The organism is Plantactinospora sp. KLBMP9567 (genome assembly GCF_033446045.1).
Classification (GTDB): domain Bacteria; phylum Actinomycetota; class Actinomycetes; order Mycobacteriales; family Micromonosporaceae; genus Plantactinospora.
In genome coordinates this window covers 216552-235033 of record NZ_JAWQRR010000011.1, presented here as the reverse complement: position 1 = coordinate 235033, position 18482 = coordinate 216552, and the positions used below count along the sequence as shown (strand labels likewise).

At 73.1% G+C, this 18482-nt stretch carries 14 protein-coding genes; 10 read left to right on the top strand and 4 right to left on the bottom strand.

Translation table 11 applies throughout. The features are described from left to right. The first annotated feature begins 147 nt into the window (after positions 1-147). The 3 genes from R6Y94_RS09845 (at position 148) to R6Y94_RS09835 (ending at position 2820) form a co-directional block, all read left to right on the top strand. Positions 148-1437 (top strand): IS701 family transposase, encoded by a 1290-nt coding sequence (locus R6Y94_RS09845; RefSeq protein ID WP_318395470.1) that lies wholly within the window; start codon positions 148-150, stop codon positions 1435-1437. A 219-nt stretch (positions 1438-1656) separates the two neighbouring features. After that, on the top strand, positions 1657-2373 hold the full coding sequence (locus R6Y94_RS09840; protein WP_318395469.1) for a carbonic anhydrase: 717 nt from the start codon (positions 1657-1659) through the stop codon (positions 2371-2373). Between the two features lie 42 nt (positions 2374-2415). Then, positions 2416-2820, top strand: coding sequence for a hypothetical protein (locus R6Y94_RS09835; RefSeq protein ID WP_318395468.1), 405 nt, complete (start codon positions 2416-2418; stop codon positions 2818-2820). 40 nt (positions 2821-2860) lie between these two features. On the opposite strand, the gene R6Y94_RS09830 is transcribed toward R6Y94_RS09835, so the two are convergent. Then, positions 2861-5803: a hypothetical protein gene (locus R6Y94_RS09830; RefSeq protein WP_318395467.1), complete on the bottom strand. Its 2943-nt coding sequence runs from the start codon at positions 5801-5803 to the stop codon at positions 2861-2863. Positions 5804-6073: 270 nt separating this feature from the next. Beyond that, entirely contained in the window at positions 6074-8071 is a 1998-nt protein-coding gene (locus R6Y94_RS09825) for a M14 family metallopeptidase (protein ID WP_318395466.1), read from the bottom strand. 336 nt (positions 8072-8407) lie between these two features. On the opposite strand from R6Y94_RS09825, the gene R6Y94_RS09820 reads away from it, so the two are divergent. Then, positions 8408-9199 carry a maleylpyruvate isomerase family mycothiol-dependent enzyme gene (locus R6Y94_RS09820; RefSeq protein WP_318395465.1) on the top strand — a complete coding sequence of 264 codons (792 nt, stop codon included), beginning with the start codon at positions 8408-8410 and terminating at the stop codon, positions 9197-9199. A gap of 141 nt (positions 9200-9340) precedes the next feature. Here the strand turns inward: R6Y94_RS09820 and R6Y94_RS09815 are convergent, their stop codons facing one another. Next, positions 9341-10060, bottom strand: a complete 720-nt coding sequence (locus tag R6Y94_RS09815; RefSeq protein WP_318395464.1) for a siderophore-interacting protein — start codon at positions 10058-10060, stop codon at positions 9341-9343. Between the two features lie 165 nt (positions 10061-10225). Here R6Y94_RS09815 and R6Y94_RS09810 point away from each other — a divergent pair, with 165 nt between their 5' ends. From R6Y94_RS09810 to R6Y94_RS09790, 5 genes are all read left to right on the top strand, one after another. Then, positions 10226-10834: a TetR/AcrR family transcriptional regulator gene (locus R6Y94_RS09810; RefSeq protein WP_318395463.1), complete on the top strand. Its 609-nt coding sequence runs from the start codon at positions 10226-10228 to the stop codon at positions 10832-10834. Between the two features lie 104 nt (positions 10835-10938). After that, on the top strand, positions 10939-11409 hold the full coding sequence (locus R6Y94_RS09805; protein WP_318395462.1) for a hypothetical protein: 471 nt from the start codon (positions 10939-10941) through the stop codon (positions 11407-11409). Beyond that, positions 11402-12325, top strand: coding sequence for an alpha/beta hydrolase (locus tag R6Y94_RS09800; protein WP_318395461.1), 924 nt, complete (start codon positions 11402-11404; stop codon positions 12323-12325). Before R6Y94_RS09805 ends, R6Y94_RS09800 begins: the two co-directional genes overlap by 8 nt. A 103-nt stretch (positions 12326-12428) precedes the next feature. After that, positions 12429-12797, top strand: a complete 369-nt coding sequence (locus R6Y94_RS09795) for a GntR family transcriptional regulator (protein ID WP_318395460.1) — start codon at positions 12429-12431, stop codon at positions 12795-12797. Beyond that, complete coding sequence (locus tag R6Y94_RS09790; protein ID WP_318395459.1) at positions 12794-13828, top strand: hypothetical protein; 1035 nt, start codon at positions 12794-12796, stop codon at positions 13826-13828. The genes R6Y94_RS09795 and R6Y94_RS09790 overlap by 4 nt, the downstream gene beginning before the upstream one ends. 54 nt (positions 13829-13882) lie before the next feature. Here R6Y94_RS09790 and ilvD read toward each other — a convergent pair whose 3' ends face one another. Beyond that, positions 13883-15730 carry a dihydroxy-acid dehydratase gene (gene ilvD, locus R6Y94_RS09785; RefSeq protein WP_318395458.1) on the bottom strand — a complete coding sequence of 616 codons (1848 nt, stop codon included), beginning with the start codon at positions 15728-15730 and terminating at the stop codon, positions 13883-13885. Between the two features lie 293 nt (positions 15731-16023). Here ilvD and R6Y94_RS09780 point away from each other — a divergent pair, with 293 nt between their 5' ends. After that, positions 16024-18342 (top strand): putative bifunctional diguanylate cyclase/phosphodiesterase, encoded by a 2319-nt coding sequence (locus R6Y94_RS09780; protein WP_318395484.1) that lies wholly within the window; start codon positions 16024-16026, stop codon positions 18340-18342. Positions 18343-18482 lie beyond the last annotated feature (140 nt).

The following is an 18482-nucleotide window of genomic DNA, read 5'->3' as shown; positions in this document are numbered from 1 at the left end:
TAGTACGGCAGCCGCCGTTTGAGATCTTGCTGCTCAGGCGGAGTAGACGAGGGACGGCCACCGCGTGATCGTCTGTGCGTTGTGGACACAACATCAGATCGGGCGGTGGCCGCGTGTCACAGCGTAGCCGTTGCCGGGTGGAAACGAGTGTTGGCCGGGGTGCTCGGATGCTTCGCGGGCAGGTTCGGGCGGGTGGAACCGCGTCGCGCGGCGGCGGCGTTCGTGACCGGATTACTGGCCGACATCGAGGTCAAGACGTGCTGGCAACTGGCGGAGCAGGCCGGTTACGCCCGGCCGGACGCGATGCAGCGGCTGTTGTACCGGGCGGTGTGGGACGCCGACGCCGTCCGCGATGACCTGCGGCGGCTGGTCGCCGGCCGGTTCGGTGACCCGGACGCGGTCCTGATCCCGGACGAGACGGGGGACCTGAAGAAGGGCACCCACACGGTCGGGGTGCAGCGGCAGTACACGGGCACGGCGGGGCGGATCGAGAACAGCCAGGTCGGGGTGTTCCTGGCCTACGCCAGCCGGCACGGACACACCCTGATCGACCGACGCGTGTACCTACCGGCGTCATGGACCGACGACCGCGACCGGTGCCAGGCCGCTGGCGTGCCCGACGAGATCGGCTTCGCGACCCGGTCGGAGTTGGCCGCGGACATGATCACCGCTGCCCTCGATGCCGGTGTCCCAGCGGGATGGGCCGCCGCGGACGAGGCATACGGCAACAGCAGCGTGTTTCGTGCTCACCCGCGCGGACACGGGCTCGGCTACGTCCTGGCGGTCTCCCGCAGCCACCTGGTCCCGCTCGACGGCGGCAAGACCCGCGTCCGCGCCGACCGGGTGGCCGCCGACCTACCGGCATCAGCATGGCAACGCCGCAGCGCCGGCGCCGGGTCCAAGGGTCCTCGCTTCTACGACTGGGCCTGGCTCGATGACGTCTGCACCGACGCCGACCCCGATGACGGCGGCCGGCACAGCCTTCTCATCCGCCGTAACACCACCACCGGTGAACTGGCCTTCTACCGCTGCTGGGCACCCAAGCCGGCCACCCTCGCCCAATTCATTCGAGTCGCGGGCATCCGCTGGACCGTCGAGGAGAGCTTCCAGGCCGCCAAGGGCCAGGTCGGCCTGGACCAGCACCAAGTCCGCCGCTGGGACTCCTGGCACCGCTTCACCACCCTCGCCCTGGCCGCCCTCGCTGTCCTTGCGATCAGCGCCGCCGACACCGCCACCGACGACCCCGACGAGCCGAGTGACACCGGAATGATCAAGCTCACCGTCAACGAGATCCGCCGTCTGATCAACACCCTCGTCATCCGGTCCTTCCATGACCTCGCCCACCGTTTGCACTGGTCACACTGGCGACGCCGTCATCAAGCCCGAGCCCGACGAGCCCACTACACACACCGCCTCAACCTCGAACTTCAACCATGATCCCGAACGGCGGCTGCCGTACTAGGCCGGTGCGGCCGGCTCCGGGGAGACACCTCTCGCGATGTCCGGGGGTTCGGCAGAATAGTGCCACGGCGGTGGCGTGGCAAGGACTTCGGATGTGTGAGATCTGCGTCCTGTGTGGAGCGAGCCGGACAAGTGGCGCAGGCAACTCCCGGCGGCCATTCAGGTCCGGCGCCGGGCGGCGTACGTTCCCGACTTGTGAAGATCTTTCCAGGAAAGTCGGCCCTTTCCCGACGTTCGCTGCTGGCCGCCGGTGGACTGACCGCCGTCGGTTCCGTCGCCCTCGCCGGGCCGGCCGCCGCGCAGCGCTCCGGCGACGCGCCCGTCGACAACCCCCGGGCCGCCGTCGCCCGGCTGCTGGACGGCAACCGGCGCTTCGTCCAGGGCCGGCGGCGGCATCCGCACCAGTCCCCCCGGCACATCCGCGATCTCGCCGACGGGCAGGACCCGTTCGCGATCGTCGTCGGCTGCGCCGACTCGCGGGTACCCCCGGAGGTCCTCTTCGACCAGGGCCTCGGTGACCTGTTCGACAACCGGGTCGCCGGCAACATCGTCGACACCATCATGCTCGGCAGCATCGAGTACGCCGTCGAGCACTTCGCCCCGCCGGTGCTGCTGGTCCTCGGCCACGAGCGGTGTGGTGCGGTCTCCGCCGCCGTGCAGACGATCGAGAGCGGTGGCACCGCCCCGGGCGCGATCCAGGCGATCGTCGAGGCGCTGCGCCCGGTCGTCGAGCCGCTGCTCGGCGGGCCGGGCGACGTGGTGGAGGCGGCGGTCCGGGCCAACGTACTGGCCCAGGCGCGGCACCTCGCCGAGGCCAGCGAGATCATCGGCGAGAAGGTGCACGCCGGTGAGCTGGCGATCGTCGGCGCGCGGTACGACCTGGACAGCGGCCGGGTCACGCTGGTCGACTGAAAACCCGTACCGGTCGACCGGGCGGCCTGCGATCCTGGCCGGGTGGCGCCGATCCGCACCGCCGTACTCGTGGGACTCTTCTCGGCCAAGGTCCGCGACCACCAGGACCAGTTCGACGACCTCGAAGCCCGGCTCGGCGCGCTCGGGGTGCGGGTGTGCGGACGCTTCCTCCAGCGCCGGGGCGTCTCCGACGGTGGCGTACGGCTACTGGCGGCGCCACTGTCCCGCAGGTTCCTGATCCGGTCCGGGAAGCTCGCGCAGGTCGTCGAGGCGTGTGAGACGGACGACGTCGACGTGGTGGTGTTCGTCAACGACCTGACCAATTACCAGCGTGCCTGTCTGTCGGTGCGGCTCGGGCGTCCGGTGCTCACCCGGGCCGAGGTGACGCGGTCAGCGCCGTCCCTGGTCCTGGCCGGCAAACGACACCGCCGCCCGCGCCGCTGCTGACGGCGGCGCGGGCGCGGCGCGGTGACAGCTCGGACCCGGACTATCGGTGCGGGCCGTTGGCCCGGGACCAGAGCGGGACCCAGCCGCCGTCGGTCAGCCACGACGAGGGCAGCAGCAGCCCGTGCGCGGCGATCCGGTCCCAGAACCCGTCGGGTACGCCGTCCAGCTCGATCGCGTCGGGCCAGCCGGACTGCCAGCCCTCGTCCCGGAGCGACGACTGCGGAAAGCCCGGCACCCGTACCCGGCGACGCGGCAGCACGACGGTCACGTCCGGAGTGGACGGCAGGGCGTGCGGGTTCCCGGTGGGCGGGCCGCCCCAGGAGGTCACCGCCAGCGCGGCTGCCCGGAGCAGCCCGAGATGCGGCCGGGCCCGTACCGCGTCGGCCAGCTCGGCGGCGTCCTGCCGGAGCAGGGTGCCCAGGGCGGCGCGCAGCCGCAGCGCGACCAGGTCGGCGGTACGGGCGACGGCGACCTGCCCGACCCGGGCCAGCGGCCGGAGCGAGCCGGGCAGCGGCGCGTCCACCAGCAGCGGGGCCAGCCGGTCCAGTGTGGGCGGCGCCGGGGCGCCGGGGCGGGACGGGGCCAGGGCCCGCACCGCACGGGCCAGTGGGCGGTGCCCGCTCGCCTGCCACAGCGCGACCAGACCGGGTCCGGCCGGGTCGGCCAGGGTGAGCCGACAGGCCCGGGCGACGGCGGCCGGGGTGGCCCGGCGCAGCGCGGTGAGCGCGTCGTGCGGGTCGGACGCCGGTGCCGCCGGTGCGCCGGCCAACCAGGTTGCCAGGACCGCCAGTGTCTCGACCGCCCGTACGGTTTCCGGCTCGGCGACCGTCGCCGCCGCCAGTTCGTCCAGGCGGTGGCCGACGTCACGCAGCACCCGTACGGCGGGTCGGGGCCGGGCGGCCCGGGCTGGCCGGTCGGAGGCGGTCTCGTGGTGCGGGCCCGCCCGGCGCGGCTGCGGGATCGCGCGCTCGGGCGGGGCGACGGCGCGGAGCCAGCTGGCGGTCCGGCGCAGCAGCACCGGATCGGGATCCTCGTTGAAGCGGGCCCGGATCTCTTCGAGCCGCCAGCCGCGCGCGCTCGGCCGCAGCTCGGCGTTGACCAGGATGCGGCCGTCCGGCGCGCGAAGGGCGATCAGCGCACTCCGGCCCCGGGTCGCGTCCTCGACGTAGTGCGGACCGGCGATGCAGTTGCCCATGTAGTACGACCAGTCCGCCAACTGCCGGGCCGTCCGGGCCAGCTCGATCCGGGCGTCGGTGCCGGGCAGCACCGTACCGTCGAAGTGCTCGACCGGGGCCGGCACGGCGAAGGCGGCGGTCAGCGCGGTGGCGATGGTGGCGTCGTCGACCAGCCCGGCGACCAGTTCCGGCCAGCTCCGGCAGCGGGGCGGTACCTTCGCACCGAGGTCCACCAACTGCGCGGCGCCGGCCACGGCGAGCGGGATGGACTGCGACCGGGGCACCAGGGGCTCGTCCGGCGGTGCCGGATCGGTGTCGGCGGTCGGGCCGTGCCGGTGCGGGGAGACCACGGCGTGCGGGTGGCCGTTGAGCTGGGCGAGCGCGTCGGCGAGTTCGGCGTACCAGAGCAGGTCGCCGATGGTCTCGACCTCGGCCACCGGGCGGTCCGGTGCGGCGCGCAGCCGGTCGGCCAGTGCGGGGAGGGGCGGCTCCGCACCGAGGACCGGCCGCTGGTCCCAGCGCTCGGCCCGGCCCGGCGACAGGTAGCCCACCCGGTCCCGCCATACGGTCAGTGGCGTGCCGGCCCAACCGGCGAGCTGTTCCCGGAGCGACACCGAGTCCTCGCCGATGAGCGAGCCGACGAGGTCGTCGACGGCCTCCAGCACCACCCGGCCGTAGTCGCCGGCCCGGGCCAGCCGCTGTCCGAGGTAGCTCGCCGCCCGGGAGTCGAGCGGCTCGCCGGGGCGGCTCCGGGCGAGAATGTCCCGCAGGTACGACCCGGGGCGGGCCGGGATGCCGGTGAGGCCGGCGCTCCGCCGGGCCGACAGCGACGCCTCGGCCCGGGACAGTTCGGCGGCCGCCGCCTCGATCTCGTGCCGGTGTCCGGCCAGGGCGGCGTCGAGGCCGCGGTCGACCGCAGCGACCGCGACCCGGGCCAGCACCGTCGCCGCCAGCGCGTCCCGGAGCACCCGGGTTGCCCGGGTCAGCCAGTAACCGGCCGACGGCTGCCAGAGTGCGGCCTGGAGCACCGTCGGCTCCGGTCCCAACTCCAGGCGCAGCCGCAGGGTCAGCTCCTCCTCCTCGTACCGTCGGTAGCGCGCGGTCAGGTCGGCGGTGCGATCCTGCCGTCCCTGCGAGGCGCGCAGCCGCTCCCGGCGGAGCCGGGTCGAACCGTCGGCGCAGACCCGCTGCCACAGGTCGGTCAGCAGGGCGAGGCGGCGTGGCCGGGGCACCTCCCGGAGTACCCGGGTGAGCTGCCCGCCCACCACCGACGGCAGCCCGCCCGGGAACGGGTCGACCCCGTCCGGTGCCCGCAGTTCCAGTACCCGGACGAGCTGTTCCGGCCCGAGTACGTCGCTCGCCGCGACCGCGAAACGCAGCACCGGCCACCGACCCTCGTCGAGTACAGCCTGCGCGGCGGCGCCGAGCGGCTTCGTCGCGTCCGGGCCGAAGAGCGCGACGAGTACCGCCCGCCGGTCGCCGAGCCGTCCGGCCAGCCCCGGCACCATGAGGGCGGCGAGTACGGCGTCCCGCCGGTCTCCGGCGGCACCGTCGGCGCGGGCCGAGTGGAACCCGTACCCGAGGTCGACGCCGGCTCCGGCGGCCAGCGGGCCACCGGCGGCGAGCAGCCGGGTGAGTTCCGCGATCGCCCGGTCGGCGGCCTCCGGCCCGGCCGAGCGGGGTCCGAGCACGACCGGACTGCCGGGGACGGCTTCCCCGTCCGGGTCGACGGCTCGACCCCGTGGACCGGGGGCCCAGATCCGCCGGTCCGGTCCGGGCACCACCCCGCCCGACAGCCGCAACGTCACGAGTTCATGATGCTGCCGGTGTCCAACCCTTTTACCGGTCCCGGATTACGCCCGATCGGGCATACCATGCGGTGCCGCTGATCATGTCGTACTTTCCGCAGGTCAGAACCGATCCGACCGCGCGCCGGCCTGGCGGCGCCGGATGCTGAGCCCAGGCGTCGTCACCGCGTACGCGGGCGGGGGCCTGGACCGCGCGGCTGGGCTGCGGCGGGATCCCGACGGGTGTCCCCGCCCCGCGGGGTCGCGCGGGGCGGGGACGACCTGCACCGGTCAGCGCAGCCGTGCCGGTGCGGAGTCGAGTCCACCCCGGACGCTGACCGCCCGTACCGTGACCGACTCGGCCTCGGCCTTGCTCACCCGCAGCGTCACCCGTTGCTTCTTCCCGCCGTCCAGGAAGAACTGCGGAGCCTCGCCGACCAGCCGCGCGCCCTGCACCTCGACGGTGTCCGGAGCCACGATCTTGACTTCCTTCGCCTGCTCCAGCGCGGTGGGGATCCGGCCGGTGTTGGTGACGGTGGCGGTGATCTCGTGCGTCGCGCCGTCGCTCTGCCCGTCCCGGAGCCTGCGCACACCGACCTGCGAGAGCGCCACCTGCGGCAGCGACTCGGTCAGATAGATGTTGAACCGGGCCTGGTTCGCCGCCCACTGCCCGATCAGGTCCGGCGAGGGGTTCTGCGCCCAGAACTTCGGGTTGATCCCGCCGACCTCGACCGCGCCGAGCAACGGGTGCTGGATCTTGGTCCAGGGCAGGAAGCAGTTGGTCCGCCGGTTCTCGGCGCACCACCGCGACCGCTCCCAGTCGGCGAACCGCTGGTCCTTGTCGTAGTCGACGAAGTCGCCGCCGTTCCAGATCTCGTCGCCGTACCAGACGGCGCCGTACTGGAAGTAGCCGAAGTCCGGGCCGTGCCCGAAGAGCGCTGCCGGGTCGCCGCCGTTGCGGGTGGCGTAGTCGATGTAGACGCTGCCGGAGTACCGGTAGCCGGTGAAGCCGACGCCGGCCCGGTCGAAGTGCTCGTAGAGCTTGCGGTCGCCGGTGTACATGCACTCGACCGGGTCGCAGGTCGACGGGCCGCGCAGGTGCATCGGCACCCGGGTGTCCATGCTGTTCACCGCGCCGATGTTGGTGTGCGACATCAGCCAGGTGTAGACGTGCCGGGTCTCCGGCTCCGACAGCGGGTACTCGCCGGCTCCGACCTGGGTCAGGTTCCGGCCGGTCTCGTCGTAGCCGGGCATGACGTGCCAGTTGTACGGGTAGTTCCGGTGCAGGTCGAGGCCGCCGACGCCGTCCTCGTTGTTCCGGCCGTCGCCGTCGTTGTCGACCCCCTCGGAGAACATCAGGTAGTCGCCGTTGCCGGCACCGACGCTGCGCATCACGACCTTGGCCGGATCGCGGTCGTCGACCACGTGGGTGCCCTTGCCGGCGCCCACGTACTGCCGTAGCTGACCGAGGTAGCCGTCGCCGTTGAGGTCCTCGCCGGGGTCCTCGTCGAGCTTGCCGTCCCCGTCGTTGTCGGTCGGCCGGACCGAAGACCGGTTGGTCTGGGCGGTGTAGAGGTAGAGGTTGTGCCCGTCCGGGTTGTTGACCGGCCGGATGTAGACGGTCTTCTCGTCGAGGATCCGGTCCACCTGGCGATCCCTGCCGGCCCGGCTGATCAGGTGGTGTGCCAGCCAGAGCGAGCTCTCGGCCGAGGAGACCTCGCCGGAGTGCCGGTTGCCCTCGAAGAACGCGGCCGGCTTGTCGGTGTCCTTACCGGTCGACTTGTCGGTGATGGTGAGCTGATAGATCGGCTCGCCGCTGAAGCTCTCGCCGACGATGTAGAGGTCGACGATGTCCGGCCGCTGGTGCGCCCACTTCTTCAGCCACCACTCGATCTCGATGCCGGTGTGGAAGTGGTCGAAGTCCAGTTGGCCCGGCTTCTTCGGCTGCACCTGCGGATACCGTACGACGGCGAAGGTGCTCTCCCCGTCCCGCTCCCCGGCGACGGTGATGGTCGGGGTGGTCGGGGTGACGCTGCCGGGGAACGGTCCCGGGTCCGCCGCCGGCTGCAACCCGATCGTGTACGTCGGCGCCGCCGACAGTTCGGCGTCGTCGAGCGCGGCCGGATCGCCGGTGCCCCACAGGGGCGTACTGGCCAGCACGACGGCGGCGCCCGCCAGCAGGGTCACCAGCTTCGAGGTCGGCCGTCGGGCGGTTCGGGGTACGGACGGCGGGATCGCCTCGCCGGCAGCGGGTTGGTCGGGTGAGGGTCGGGTGATCTCGGAGCCCACGGTAGATCTCCTGTCGTCACTTCCGTGACGGCCCTGCCGGGTCGGCAGGGCTAGTCACTTTCCGTGTCGGGGGCGCCACCCAACGTCTACTCACTGGTGATCATGCTAATCGAGGTGTGTGCCGGTGTAAATATCCGGTGCTGGTGACAGGGGTGGACCGGCCATTCCGGGCTATCGCCGGCCCGGATAGATCACCGGCGGCGGATCGATCATCCTTGCTGGCCCGGCGGATCCGCCGAGTGGGTCGGCGGCCGGCCGGGGCCAGCGGGCATGATGGGCGGGTGTCGCGCCGGCCGATCCGGAGCCGGCGACGTACAACCCGGGAGACAGGAAGACATGGCCACTACTGCCGACACGACCATCGCCGCCCTCCGCTCGGGCCACGACGAACTCGCGGCGCTGGTCCGCGATCTCGGCCCGTCCGACCTGACCCGGCCGTCCGGGGCCAGCGAGTGGCAGGTGTCGCAGGTGCTCAGCCATCTCGGCAGCGGTGCCGAGATCAACGAGGCCACCCTCGACGTGGCGCTGGGCGGTCGCCCCGGGCTGGAGGCCGACTTCAACAAGCAGGTCTGGGCCCGGTGGGACGCGATGACCCCGATGGAGCACGCCGACGGCTTTCTGGAGGCCAACCGCCGGCTCGTCGAGCGGTACGAGTCGCTGGACGCGGCCACCCGGTCCAGCGTGCGGATCGACCTCGGTTTCCTGCCCGAGCCGGTCGACCTGGCGACCGCGGCCGGGATGCGGCTCAGCGAGTTCGCCCTGCACGAGTGGGACGTGGAGGTCGCCTTCAACCGGTACGCGACGGTGGCGCCGGAGGCGGTGCCGCTGCTGCTCGACCGGCTCGGCGGCCTGCTCGGCTGGATCGGCCGGCCGGACGAGGTCGGCGACCGGCCGGTGGAGCTGGCGCTGCGGCTGACCGACCCGGACCGGTCCCTGGGGCTGCGGCTGACCGACCGGGTCGAGCTGGTGGAACGGCCGGAGCAGCCGGCCGGCGAGATCAGCGGACCGGCCGAGGTGTTCCTGCGGTTGGCCGCCGGCCGGCTGTCGCCCGAGCACACGCCCGACACGCTGACCGTGACCGGCCCGCTCGGCCTGGACGACCTGCGCCGGGTCTTCCCCGGCTACTGACCGGCACAGGCCACCTGGTCGGCACAGTTCCACCCGGTCGGCACAGTTTCACCCCGGTCGGTCCGGGCGGCGGTCGGGCGGAATCTCCGGTTCACCCGGTCGGTCCGGGCGGCGGTCGGGCGGAATCTCCGGCTCGGGTCCTCAGTCGAGGCCCCGCCGCCCCGGGGCCCAGAACGGCTTGACCACGATCTGGCGCCGGGACCAGACCCGATCCCGGACCAGATGGTCCCGGACGGCCTGGCAGGTGCGGGCCTCGCCGGCCAGGTAGGCGGTGCCCGGTTCGCCGGGCAGGTCGAGTGCGCGCACCGCCGGGAGCAGCGTCCCGCTGTCGGCCGGGTCGCCGTCGCCCCGGTACACCCAGTGGAGTTGCCGCCCGGCGGGCAGTGGCACCTCTCCGCCGGGGCGGTCGGTGACCAGCACGCCGTACGCCGGAGTCCGGGCGGGCAGCGCCCGCAGCATGGCCCCGAAGGCGACGGCGGCGGTCTCGTCGCCGACGAACAGGTGGTACGCCGACTCCCGCAGGGTCAGCCGGCCCTCGGGACGGGACAGGCTGATCGACTGACCCGGCCGGGCGTTGCGCCCCCAGGACGCGCCCGGCCCGTCGCCGTGGTCGAGTACGCCGAGGTCGAGGCTGCCCCGGTCGCGGTCCAGTGCCCAGACCGAATAGCTGCGCCGGGCGTCTCCGGGGCGGCGCAGCCAGTCGCGCGGCGGCGTGACGTTGACGCGTACGTGCTGGCCGGGGAGCCACGCGACGGTCCGGAGGCGGTCGCCGGTGAGGCGCAGCCGGCGCATCCGGTGGGTCACCGGCTCCACCTCTTCCACGACGCCAGACAGGAAGAGCAGGTCGGCGGGGCTTTTCATCTCGATCCTCTCTGGCCGTCCCGGAACGGGACCGGCGGTGACCGGACGGATGGGCTGGGCGAGGCACGGTCGGCGACCGCTAATTGACCGACCGTCGGTCGGTAATGGTGGACAACCTACCGACCGTTGGTCGGTTGTCAAGGGCCGGCGCTAGGCTCCGGCGCTATGAGCGGCACCAGAGCGACAGCACGGCGGCCCCGCGCGGCCCGGGCACCGGCCGAACGACCGGCACAGATCCTGGACGCGGCGGCCCGGGTGCTGCTCCGGGACGGTCTCGACGCGACCATTGACGGCATTGCCGCCGAGGCGGGTCTCGGTAAGGGCACCGTCTACGAGTACTTCGGTTCCAAGGCGCAGGTCTTCACCGCGTTGCGGAACCGCTGCAACGAGCAGATCCTGGCCGCCGGTGCCACGGCGGTCTCGGCCGTACCGGCCGCACCGGCCCTCGACCGGGTACGCCGGTTCGTCGCCGGGATGCTGGAGTTCGGGGCGGCGAACGCCGCGCTGATCGGGTTGCTGTTCCACGGGGCCGGCATCGAGGAGCGCGACGAACTCGGGCCGATCCGGGCCGGCCTGCTGGACCTGGTCGCACAGGGGGTGCGCGGCGGTGAGCTGGCGGTCGAGGATCCGGCCTTCACGGTCGAGTTCCTGCTACACGGGCTGCACGGGGTGATGGAGAGCGCCCTGACGGAGGGCCTGGACGCCGGCCCGCTGCTCGACCAGGTGGACGGGGTGCTCGTCGCGCTGCTCAATCCGGTCCGCGTGCAGACCTGACCGTGCTCGTCCGCGGGGTCGGTAGTGGGTGACCTGGCCGGCCGGCAAGTACTTGACATCATCCGTCAAGTACTTGACACTGAACGTCAAGTGAGGAGGGTGGCATGCCGCCGACCCATGACGAACTCGTCGAGCAACTTCTCCGGACGATGGACGTCCGGTTGCTCGATCCGCTGGAGATCCTGCTGGACGGGGACGACGTGGTCGACGCGCTGCGTGCGGTGGTGCGGGTTCGGGCCGAGGCGTGGGCGCACCGGCTGGTCGACGGCGACGACCGGGAGGCGGTCGGCACCGCGATGCGGATCGTCTCGACGCTCTATCCCGGCGACGGTCCGTTCGAGCCCCCGCTCGACTGGTGGCGCAGCCCGCTGGGCCAGGTCGTCGCGCGCCGGGTCGGGCACCCCACCGCCGGTTCGGTGACCTACGCGGTGGCCGGGGCGATGCTCGGGATCACCCGGCAGGGCGTCCACGACCTGATCAACCGGGGAAAGCTGGTCCGTCATCCGGAAGGCGGTGTGCTGCCCTCCTCCGTCCGTGACCGGCTACTGGAGGAAGGACGGCCCCGCCGTGTCTGAACTATCTAACAACTCCGAAATATCCATCAACTCCGGCCCGGTGCCGATCGTCGCCCGGGACTTCGGCGGCTCCGGCGCCCCGATGCTGCTGCTGCACGGTGCCGGCGGCAACCTCGTCACCATGACCGGGCTGGCCGAGGTGTTGCGCCCGGCGCATCGGGTGGTCGCGGTGGACCTGCGCGGGCACGGCCGCTCCGGTGACGGCCCGTGGAAGTGGGACGAGGTGCTCGACGACCTCGCTGCCGTCGCCGACGAACTGGAGCTGACCCGTCCGTCGGTGGTAGGCATGTCGCTGGGCGGCATGCTCGCCAGCCTCTGGGCGGCCCGCCACCCCGACTGCCCCGGCGCGGTCAGCCTGGACGGCAATCCCACGCCGAGCCGGCCGGAGGACCTGGCCGGCCTGGAGCCGGACCGGGCGGCGGCCGAACTCGCCCGGCTCCGCGAGGTCTTCGCCGGGATGTCCGCCGCGACGGCCCGGCCGCTCACCGCCGAGCAGGTCGCGGCGGCGGTCGCCGGACAGCGGGCCATGGCCCGGCAGTACGGCTCCGCCGAGGAGATCTGGGTGGAGGCGTTCCGGCGCAACCTGGTGCCGGCGGACGGCGACGCGAGCCGCCTGCGTCCCGATCCGGGGCTGACCGAGGAACTGCGGCTGGCGATGGAGTCGCTGGACCTCGTCCCGGTCTACCGCGACGTCCGTTGCCCGCTGTTGCTGGTGCTGGCCACTGTGGACATGCCCGAACAGCGCCCCTTCCACGACCTGTACGCCGCGCACCGGCGTCGGGTTCTGGAACGGCTGGCGACGGTCCGGGACAACCCGTGGCTGGAGGTGCGCGAACTCGACGGCGCCAGCCACGCCATGGTCGCCGAGCGCCCGGGCGAACTGGCCGAACTGATCACCCGGTTCCTTCGCCGGTAACGTGCCCGCTCCCGTCCGGACAGGACGCGAACGGTCCCGTGCGTGGTGCGGGTCCGGCGTAGGCGCTTGCGGGTAGTGCCACTTGTTCTAGTAGAATGCGAACATGTTGTTTCGAGTGGCACCGGGCAGCGGCGTACCGCTGGCCGAGCAGATCGCCGGCAGCGTGCGCCGGGCACTGACCGACGGCGCACTCAGCCCGGGAGACCGGCTGCCGGCCGCGCGGGAGTTGGCCGGCACGCTCGACGTGAACATGCACACCGTGCTCCGGGCGTACGCGGCGCTGCGCGAGGAGGGGCTGATCGAGCTTCGCCGAGGCCGGGGTGCGGTGGTGACCGGGCAGATCCCGCACGAGCGGGCCCGGGTGATCGAGTCGGTACGGGAGTTTGTGACGGCCGCCCGCCGCGCCGGTGTCGGCCTGGACGAGGCCGTCGCACTGCTGCGGCAGCAGTATTCGAGAGAGGTGAGCGCATGAGGAGCGTCCGGTGGACGATTGGCAGCGGTCTGCTGCCCGCGGCCCTGGTCGGCGGTGCGGCGGCGGTGACGCTGGCCTGGTGGAGCCGCCTCCCGGAGAGCCTGCCCAACTCCGGCGGAGTCGGTGACCGGCCGATGCTCAGCACGATCGGTGTCGACACCCTGGCCGGAGTGCTGCTCGGCGCCGCGCTCGCGGTCTGGGCGACCGGGTTGCTGGTCTTCGCGCTGACCCGCCGGATCTCCAGCACCGGGCGGCACTGGCTTCGGCTCGGCGCCCAGGTCGCGGTGAACGGCACCGCCGCGGCCAGCGGCACCGTGCTGCTGATGATGCTCGGTGCCGCGCTGGACGCGCCGACGGCCGCCGACGTACGCCTCTCCTGGGGCTACTTCGCCGCGCTGATGGCGCTGCCGATGGTGGCCGCGGCGGTCGCCGGGCTGCTGGCGTACCTGCTGGCCGGGGCGGCGCCCCCGGCGTCACCCGGCACCGGGTCCCCGACCCTCGCCCGGGCGGCGGCCGGGCGCGACGTCCCGGAGCAGTCCGTCGCGGCGGGGCCGGTGCTGGCGGCCGGGGCCGACGAGCGTTTGCTCTGGTGGGAGTTCCGGGCGCTGCGCCCGGTGCTCTGGACGACCGGGGCGCTGGCCCTCACCGGGGTGCTGATGGTCGCCGTCCTGGTGCCGCTGGTCGGCGTGGTCGGCTGGGCCGGTGCCGCACCGGCGGTGTCGGCCCTGGCGATGCTGCCGTTCACCCGCTACCGCCTGGTCATCGACGGCGAGGCGGTCCGGGTGGCGATCGGCCCGCTGCGACGGCGGGTGCCGATCTCCGCCATCGCGGCGGCCGAGGCGGACCACCTGGCGGTGGAGGACTGGCTGCTCCGCGGCATGCTGCGCGGTGCCACCGCCCGCGACCTGCCGCTGCTGCCCGGCCCGGCGCTGGCGCTCCGGCTGACCGACGGCAGCCGCCGGCTGGTCACCTGCCGGGACGTGCCGACCGCGGTGGCGATGGTGAACACCCTGCGGGCCCGCCGGGCCTGACGCGGCGGCGAGCGCGGGTCCCCGTCGGGGGCGCGCCCGCGCTCGCCGCCGTGCTCACTCCGGGACGCGCCGGTAGGCGCCGTCGCTGGCCGAGGTCGCCATCGAGGCGTACGCGCGCAGCGCGGCGGAGACCGGCCGCTCCCGGTCCACCGGCGTGTACGGCCGCTCCCGCTTCTCCTGCGTGATCCGGCGCGCCTCCAGCACCTCCGGGGCCACCGCCAGCTCGATGCTCCGGGCCGGGATGTCGATGACGATCTCGTCGCCGGACTCGACCAGCGCGATCAGCCCGCCCCCGGCCGCCTCGGGGGAGACGTGTCCGATGGAGAGCCCGGAGGTGCCGCCGGAGAACCGGCCGTCGGTGATCAGCGCGCACTCCCGGCCGAGGCCGCGTCCCTTGAGGAACGAGGTGGGGTAGAGCATCTCCTGCATCCCCGGCCCGCCCTTCGGCCCCTCGTACCGGATCACCACCACGTCACCGGCGACGACCCGCCTGCCGAGGATCGCGTCGACGGCGGCCTCCTGCGACTCGTAGACCTTGGCCGGGCCCCGGAAGGTGAGGCACTCGGCCGGCACGCCGGCGGTCTTCACCACCGCGCCGTCCGGGGCGAGGTTGCCGTGCAGGATGGCCAGCCCGCCGTCGGCGGTGTAGGCGTGCGCCCGGTCCCGGATGCAGCCCTCGGCCGCGTCGGTGTCCAGCTTGGACCAGCGGTTGGCGGTGGAGAACGGCTCGGTGGTGCGTACCCCGCCGGGGGCGGCGTGGAACAGCTCGATCGCCTCCCGGCTCGCCTTGCCGCCCCGGATGTCCCAGTCGGCCAGCCAGCCGTCCAGGTCGGCCGAGTGCACCGCGTGTACGTCCCGGCGCAGCAGCCCGGCCCGGTCCAGCTCACCGAGGATCGCCGGGATGCCGCCGGCCCGGTGCACGTCCTCCATGTGGTATTTCGGCGAGTTCGGGGCGACCTTGGCCAGGCAGGGCACCCGGCGGGAGATCTCGTCGATGTCGGCGACGCCGAAGTCCAGCTCCGCCTCGCGGGCCGCGGCCAGCAGGTGCAGCACCGTGTTGGTGGAGCCGCCCATCGCCACGTCCAGGGCGACGGCGTTCTCGAAAGCGGCCCGGGAGGCGATCGACCGGGGCAGTACCGAGGCGTCGTCGTCGGCGTACCAGCGGTTGGCGATCTCCACGACGACCCGTCCGGCCTCCTCGAAGAGCGCCTTGCGGGCGGCGTGGGTGGCCAGCACCGACCCGTTGCCGGGCAGGGCCAGCCCGATCGCCTCGGTGAGGCAGTTCATCGAGTTGGCGGTGAACATGCCGGAGCAGGAGCCGCAGGTGGGGCAGGCGGAGCGCTCGATCGCGCCGAGCTGGTCGTCGGTGACCGCGTCGTTGGACGAGGCGATCATCGCGTCGATCAGGTCGATCTTGTCGTGCACGATGCCCTCGATCGCCATCGTCTTGCCGGCCTCCATCGGGCCGCCGGAGACGAAGACCGTCGGGATGTTCAGCCGGAGCGCGGCGAGCAGCATCCCGGGTGTGATCTTGTCGCAGTTGGAGATGCAGACCAGGGCGTCCGCGCAGTGCGCGTTGACCATGTATTCGACCGCGTCGGCGATCAGCTCGCGGCTGGGCAGCGAGTAGAGCATCCCGCCGTGCCCCATCGCGATGCCGTCGTCGACCGCGATGGTGTTGAACTCCCGGCCGACACCGCCGGCCTCCGCCACCGCGTCCGCGACCAGCCCGCCGAGGTCCTTGAGGTGGACATGCCCCGGTACGAACTGGGTGAAGCTGTTCGCGATGGCGACGATCGGCTTGCCGAAGTCGTCGTCGGTCATCCCGGTGGCCCGCCACAGCGCGCGGGCGCCGGCCATCGTCCGGCCGTGTGTGGAGGTCTTCGACCGCAGGTCAGGCATTCGACCAGTGTGGCACTCCGGGCCGCGCTCCGCCGCCTTCGCGGTCCGCCGGGTCCAGCCAGCGGGACGCCGGCGGGGCCCGACCCGGCCAGCCTCCGCCGGAGCGGGCCGGCTCGATCTGGCCCGATGATCCCGGTGATGCCCGAATGGGCGGTCTGTGCCTCTGATCGAGGAACCGGCGCGCGCTCCCCCATGGGGTGCGGTCGATCCGGCAGAGTGAACCCGTGCAACTCCTCTCCGGTGCGCCGGTCCTTGCCGTGGCGGCCGGTCTCGCATCCTGCTGCGGGCCGGTCATGCTGGCGTTGTCGGCGCACCGGCACACCGGTGCGCGCCGGTTCGGGCACTGGCTGCTCGCGATCGGTGGCGCACTCGCGGCGGCCAGCGCCGCGCTGGGGCTGTTCGCGCTGGTCACCATGACCGAGCACTGGCAGCACGAGCAGGCCCAGCGCAGCGGCCTGGCGACCCTGATCGCGGCCGGGATGGCGGTCAGCGGGGGGCTGCTCTGCGCCGGTCTGCTCCGGTTGCCCGGCGTCGCCGAGACCCCCGCCGCGGCGCTCCGGCTGGTGCTGGACGGGCTGGTGATCGGGGCGGCGCTCTGGTTCGTCGGCTGGGTGCTGCTCACCGACCCGACCCGGGTGCTCGGCGACCTCACCCCGATCGGCTGCCTGGCCATCCTGGTGGCCACCGTCACGGCGGCGGTGGCGGTCGGGCTGACCTTCATCGTCGGCGCCCGGGCACGGGCGCCCCGGCGCGGGCTGCTGCTGGCCGGCACCGGCGTGACCGTGGTGACCGGGTCCGGGCTGGCCATCTCCGCCGGGATCTGCCAGGCCGGTCCGGTGGTCGCGCTGGTCGGGGCGGTGCTGCTGCCGTTCGGCCTGCTGATGGTCGCGCTGGCCGGCCGGGCACCCGACCCGGCCGGCGGGCCGGACGGCGACGTCATCCGGCGCGGCACCTACGCCGTGCTGCCGATGATGGCGATGGCCGTCTCCGCCGTCTACCACCTGCTGGTCGGCGGTACCTTCACGATCTTCGCGGTGGTGGCCGGCATCGTCGAGGGCTTCGGTCTGGTCGCCCGGCAATACCTGGCGCTGGCCGACGTACGGGCCTACGCCGGTCGGCTCGCCGAGCGGGAGGCGCACTTCCGGGAACTGGCGCACACCGACCCGCTGACCGGGCTGGCCAACCGCCGGGGGCTGCTCCGGGCGGTGCAGCAGCAGGCCGACTCGGAGACGCCCTGGGTGCTGCTCGGGCTCGACCTGGACGGCTTCAAGAACGTCAACGACATGCGGGGGCACGACGTCGGCGACGCGGTGCTGATCGAGGTGGGCCAGCGGTTGAAGAGCAACCTGCGCCCCGGCGACCTGGCCGCGCGGCTCGGCGGCGACGAGTTCGCCGTGCTGATGCGTGCCCGGCCGGCCGAGGCGCAGCGGATCGCGCAGCGGCTGCTCGGGGTGGTCGGTTCGGCGTACCGGCACGAGGCCGGGTCGGTGTTCCTGTCGGTCAGCATCGGGGTGGCGGACAGCGCCGACGCCGGTGACGTGGAGACCCTGCTGCGCAACGCCGACCTGGCCCTGCGGTACGCCAAGCAGCGGGGCAAGAACCGCGTCGAGCGGTACGACGCGGCCTACGACAACCTGCTGCGCCGGCGTACCACGCTGGAGCACGAGCTGCGCGGCGCGATCGAGCGGGACGAGCTGCACCTCGCGTTCCAGCCGGTGGTGGCGGTCCCGTCGGTCCGGCCGGTCGGCGCCGAGGCGCTGCTCCGCTGGCACCATCCCGAGCTGGGCAACGTCGGCCCGGACGAGTTCATCCCGCTCGCCGAGGAGTGCGGGATGATCGCCAAGCTCGGTGCCTGGGTACTGCACCGGGCCTGCCACCAGCTCTCCCTCTGGCTGGCGGCCGGGCACGACGTCTGGGCGTCGGTCAACGTGTCGCCCCGGGAACTGCACAACCCGGAATACGTGCTCCAGGTCACCGAGGCGCTGCGCGCGCACCGGGTGCCGCCGCAACGGCTGGTGTTGGAGGTGACCGAGCACGCCGTGGCGACCGACCTGGACGAGCTGATCCGCCGGCTCCGGGCACTGCGGCTGACCGGGGTACGCATCGCGCTGGACGACTTCGGCGCCGGATATTCGTCGCTGGGCCAGCTCCGCCGGCTGCCGATCGACATCCTCAAGATCGACCACAGCCTGGTCGCCGGCCCGGAGCCGATCCGGCCACCGGACGGCCGCGCCTTCGCCCCGATGGTGGACGTGGTGATGCGGCTCGGCCACCAGCTCGGGCTGGAGGTGATCGCCGAAGGGGTGACCAACCGGACCGAACTCGCCGCCGTGGTCGAGGCGGGCTGCCGGTTCGGGCAGGGCCAGCTCTTCGGCTGGGGGGTGCCGGCCGAGCACCTGGAGGCGATGCTGGAGGCGGCCAGCCCGCCCGAGGGGAGCGGATCGGAGTCCCGCCCACAGGGCGACGCCGGCACGTCCACCTCCCGGATCGGCGGCAACAACCGCAGCGCGCCCCGGCAGCGCAGGCCCAGTGACCGGCCGGCGGACCCGAAAGCCGAAAGTGCCCAAAATGCGGGATCAGTTGACTCATCGCGTGAGATGCGTCAGGCTTAGCCACATGTCTGCGACCAGGTCCTTCCGAGTACTTATCTGAGCGCACTCTCGACTCCCGAGAGTGCGCAGGCCCCGTGCATCAGCACGAGGGCCGTTTTTATTGGCCACGTATCCCGCGCTGGCGGCGCAGTCGCCCTGGT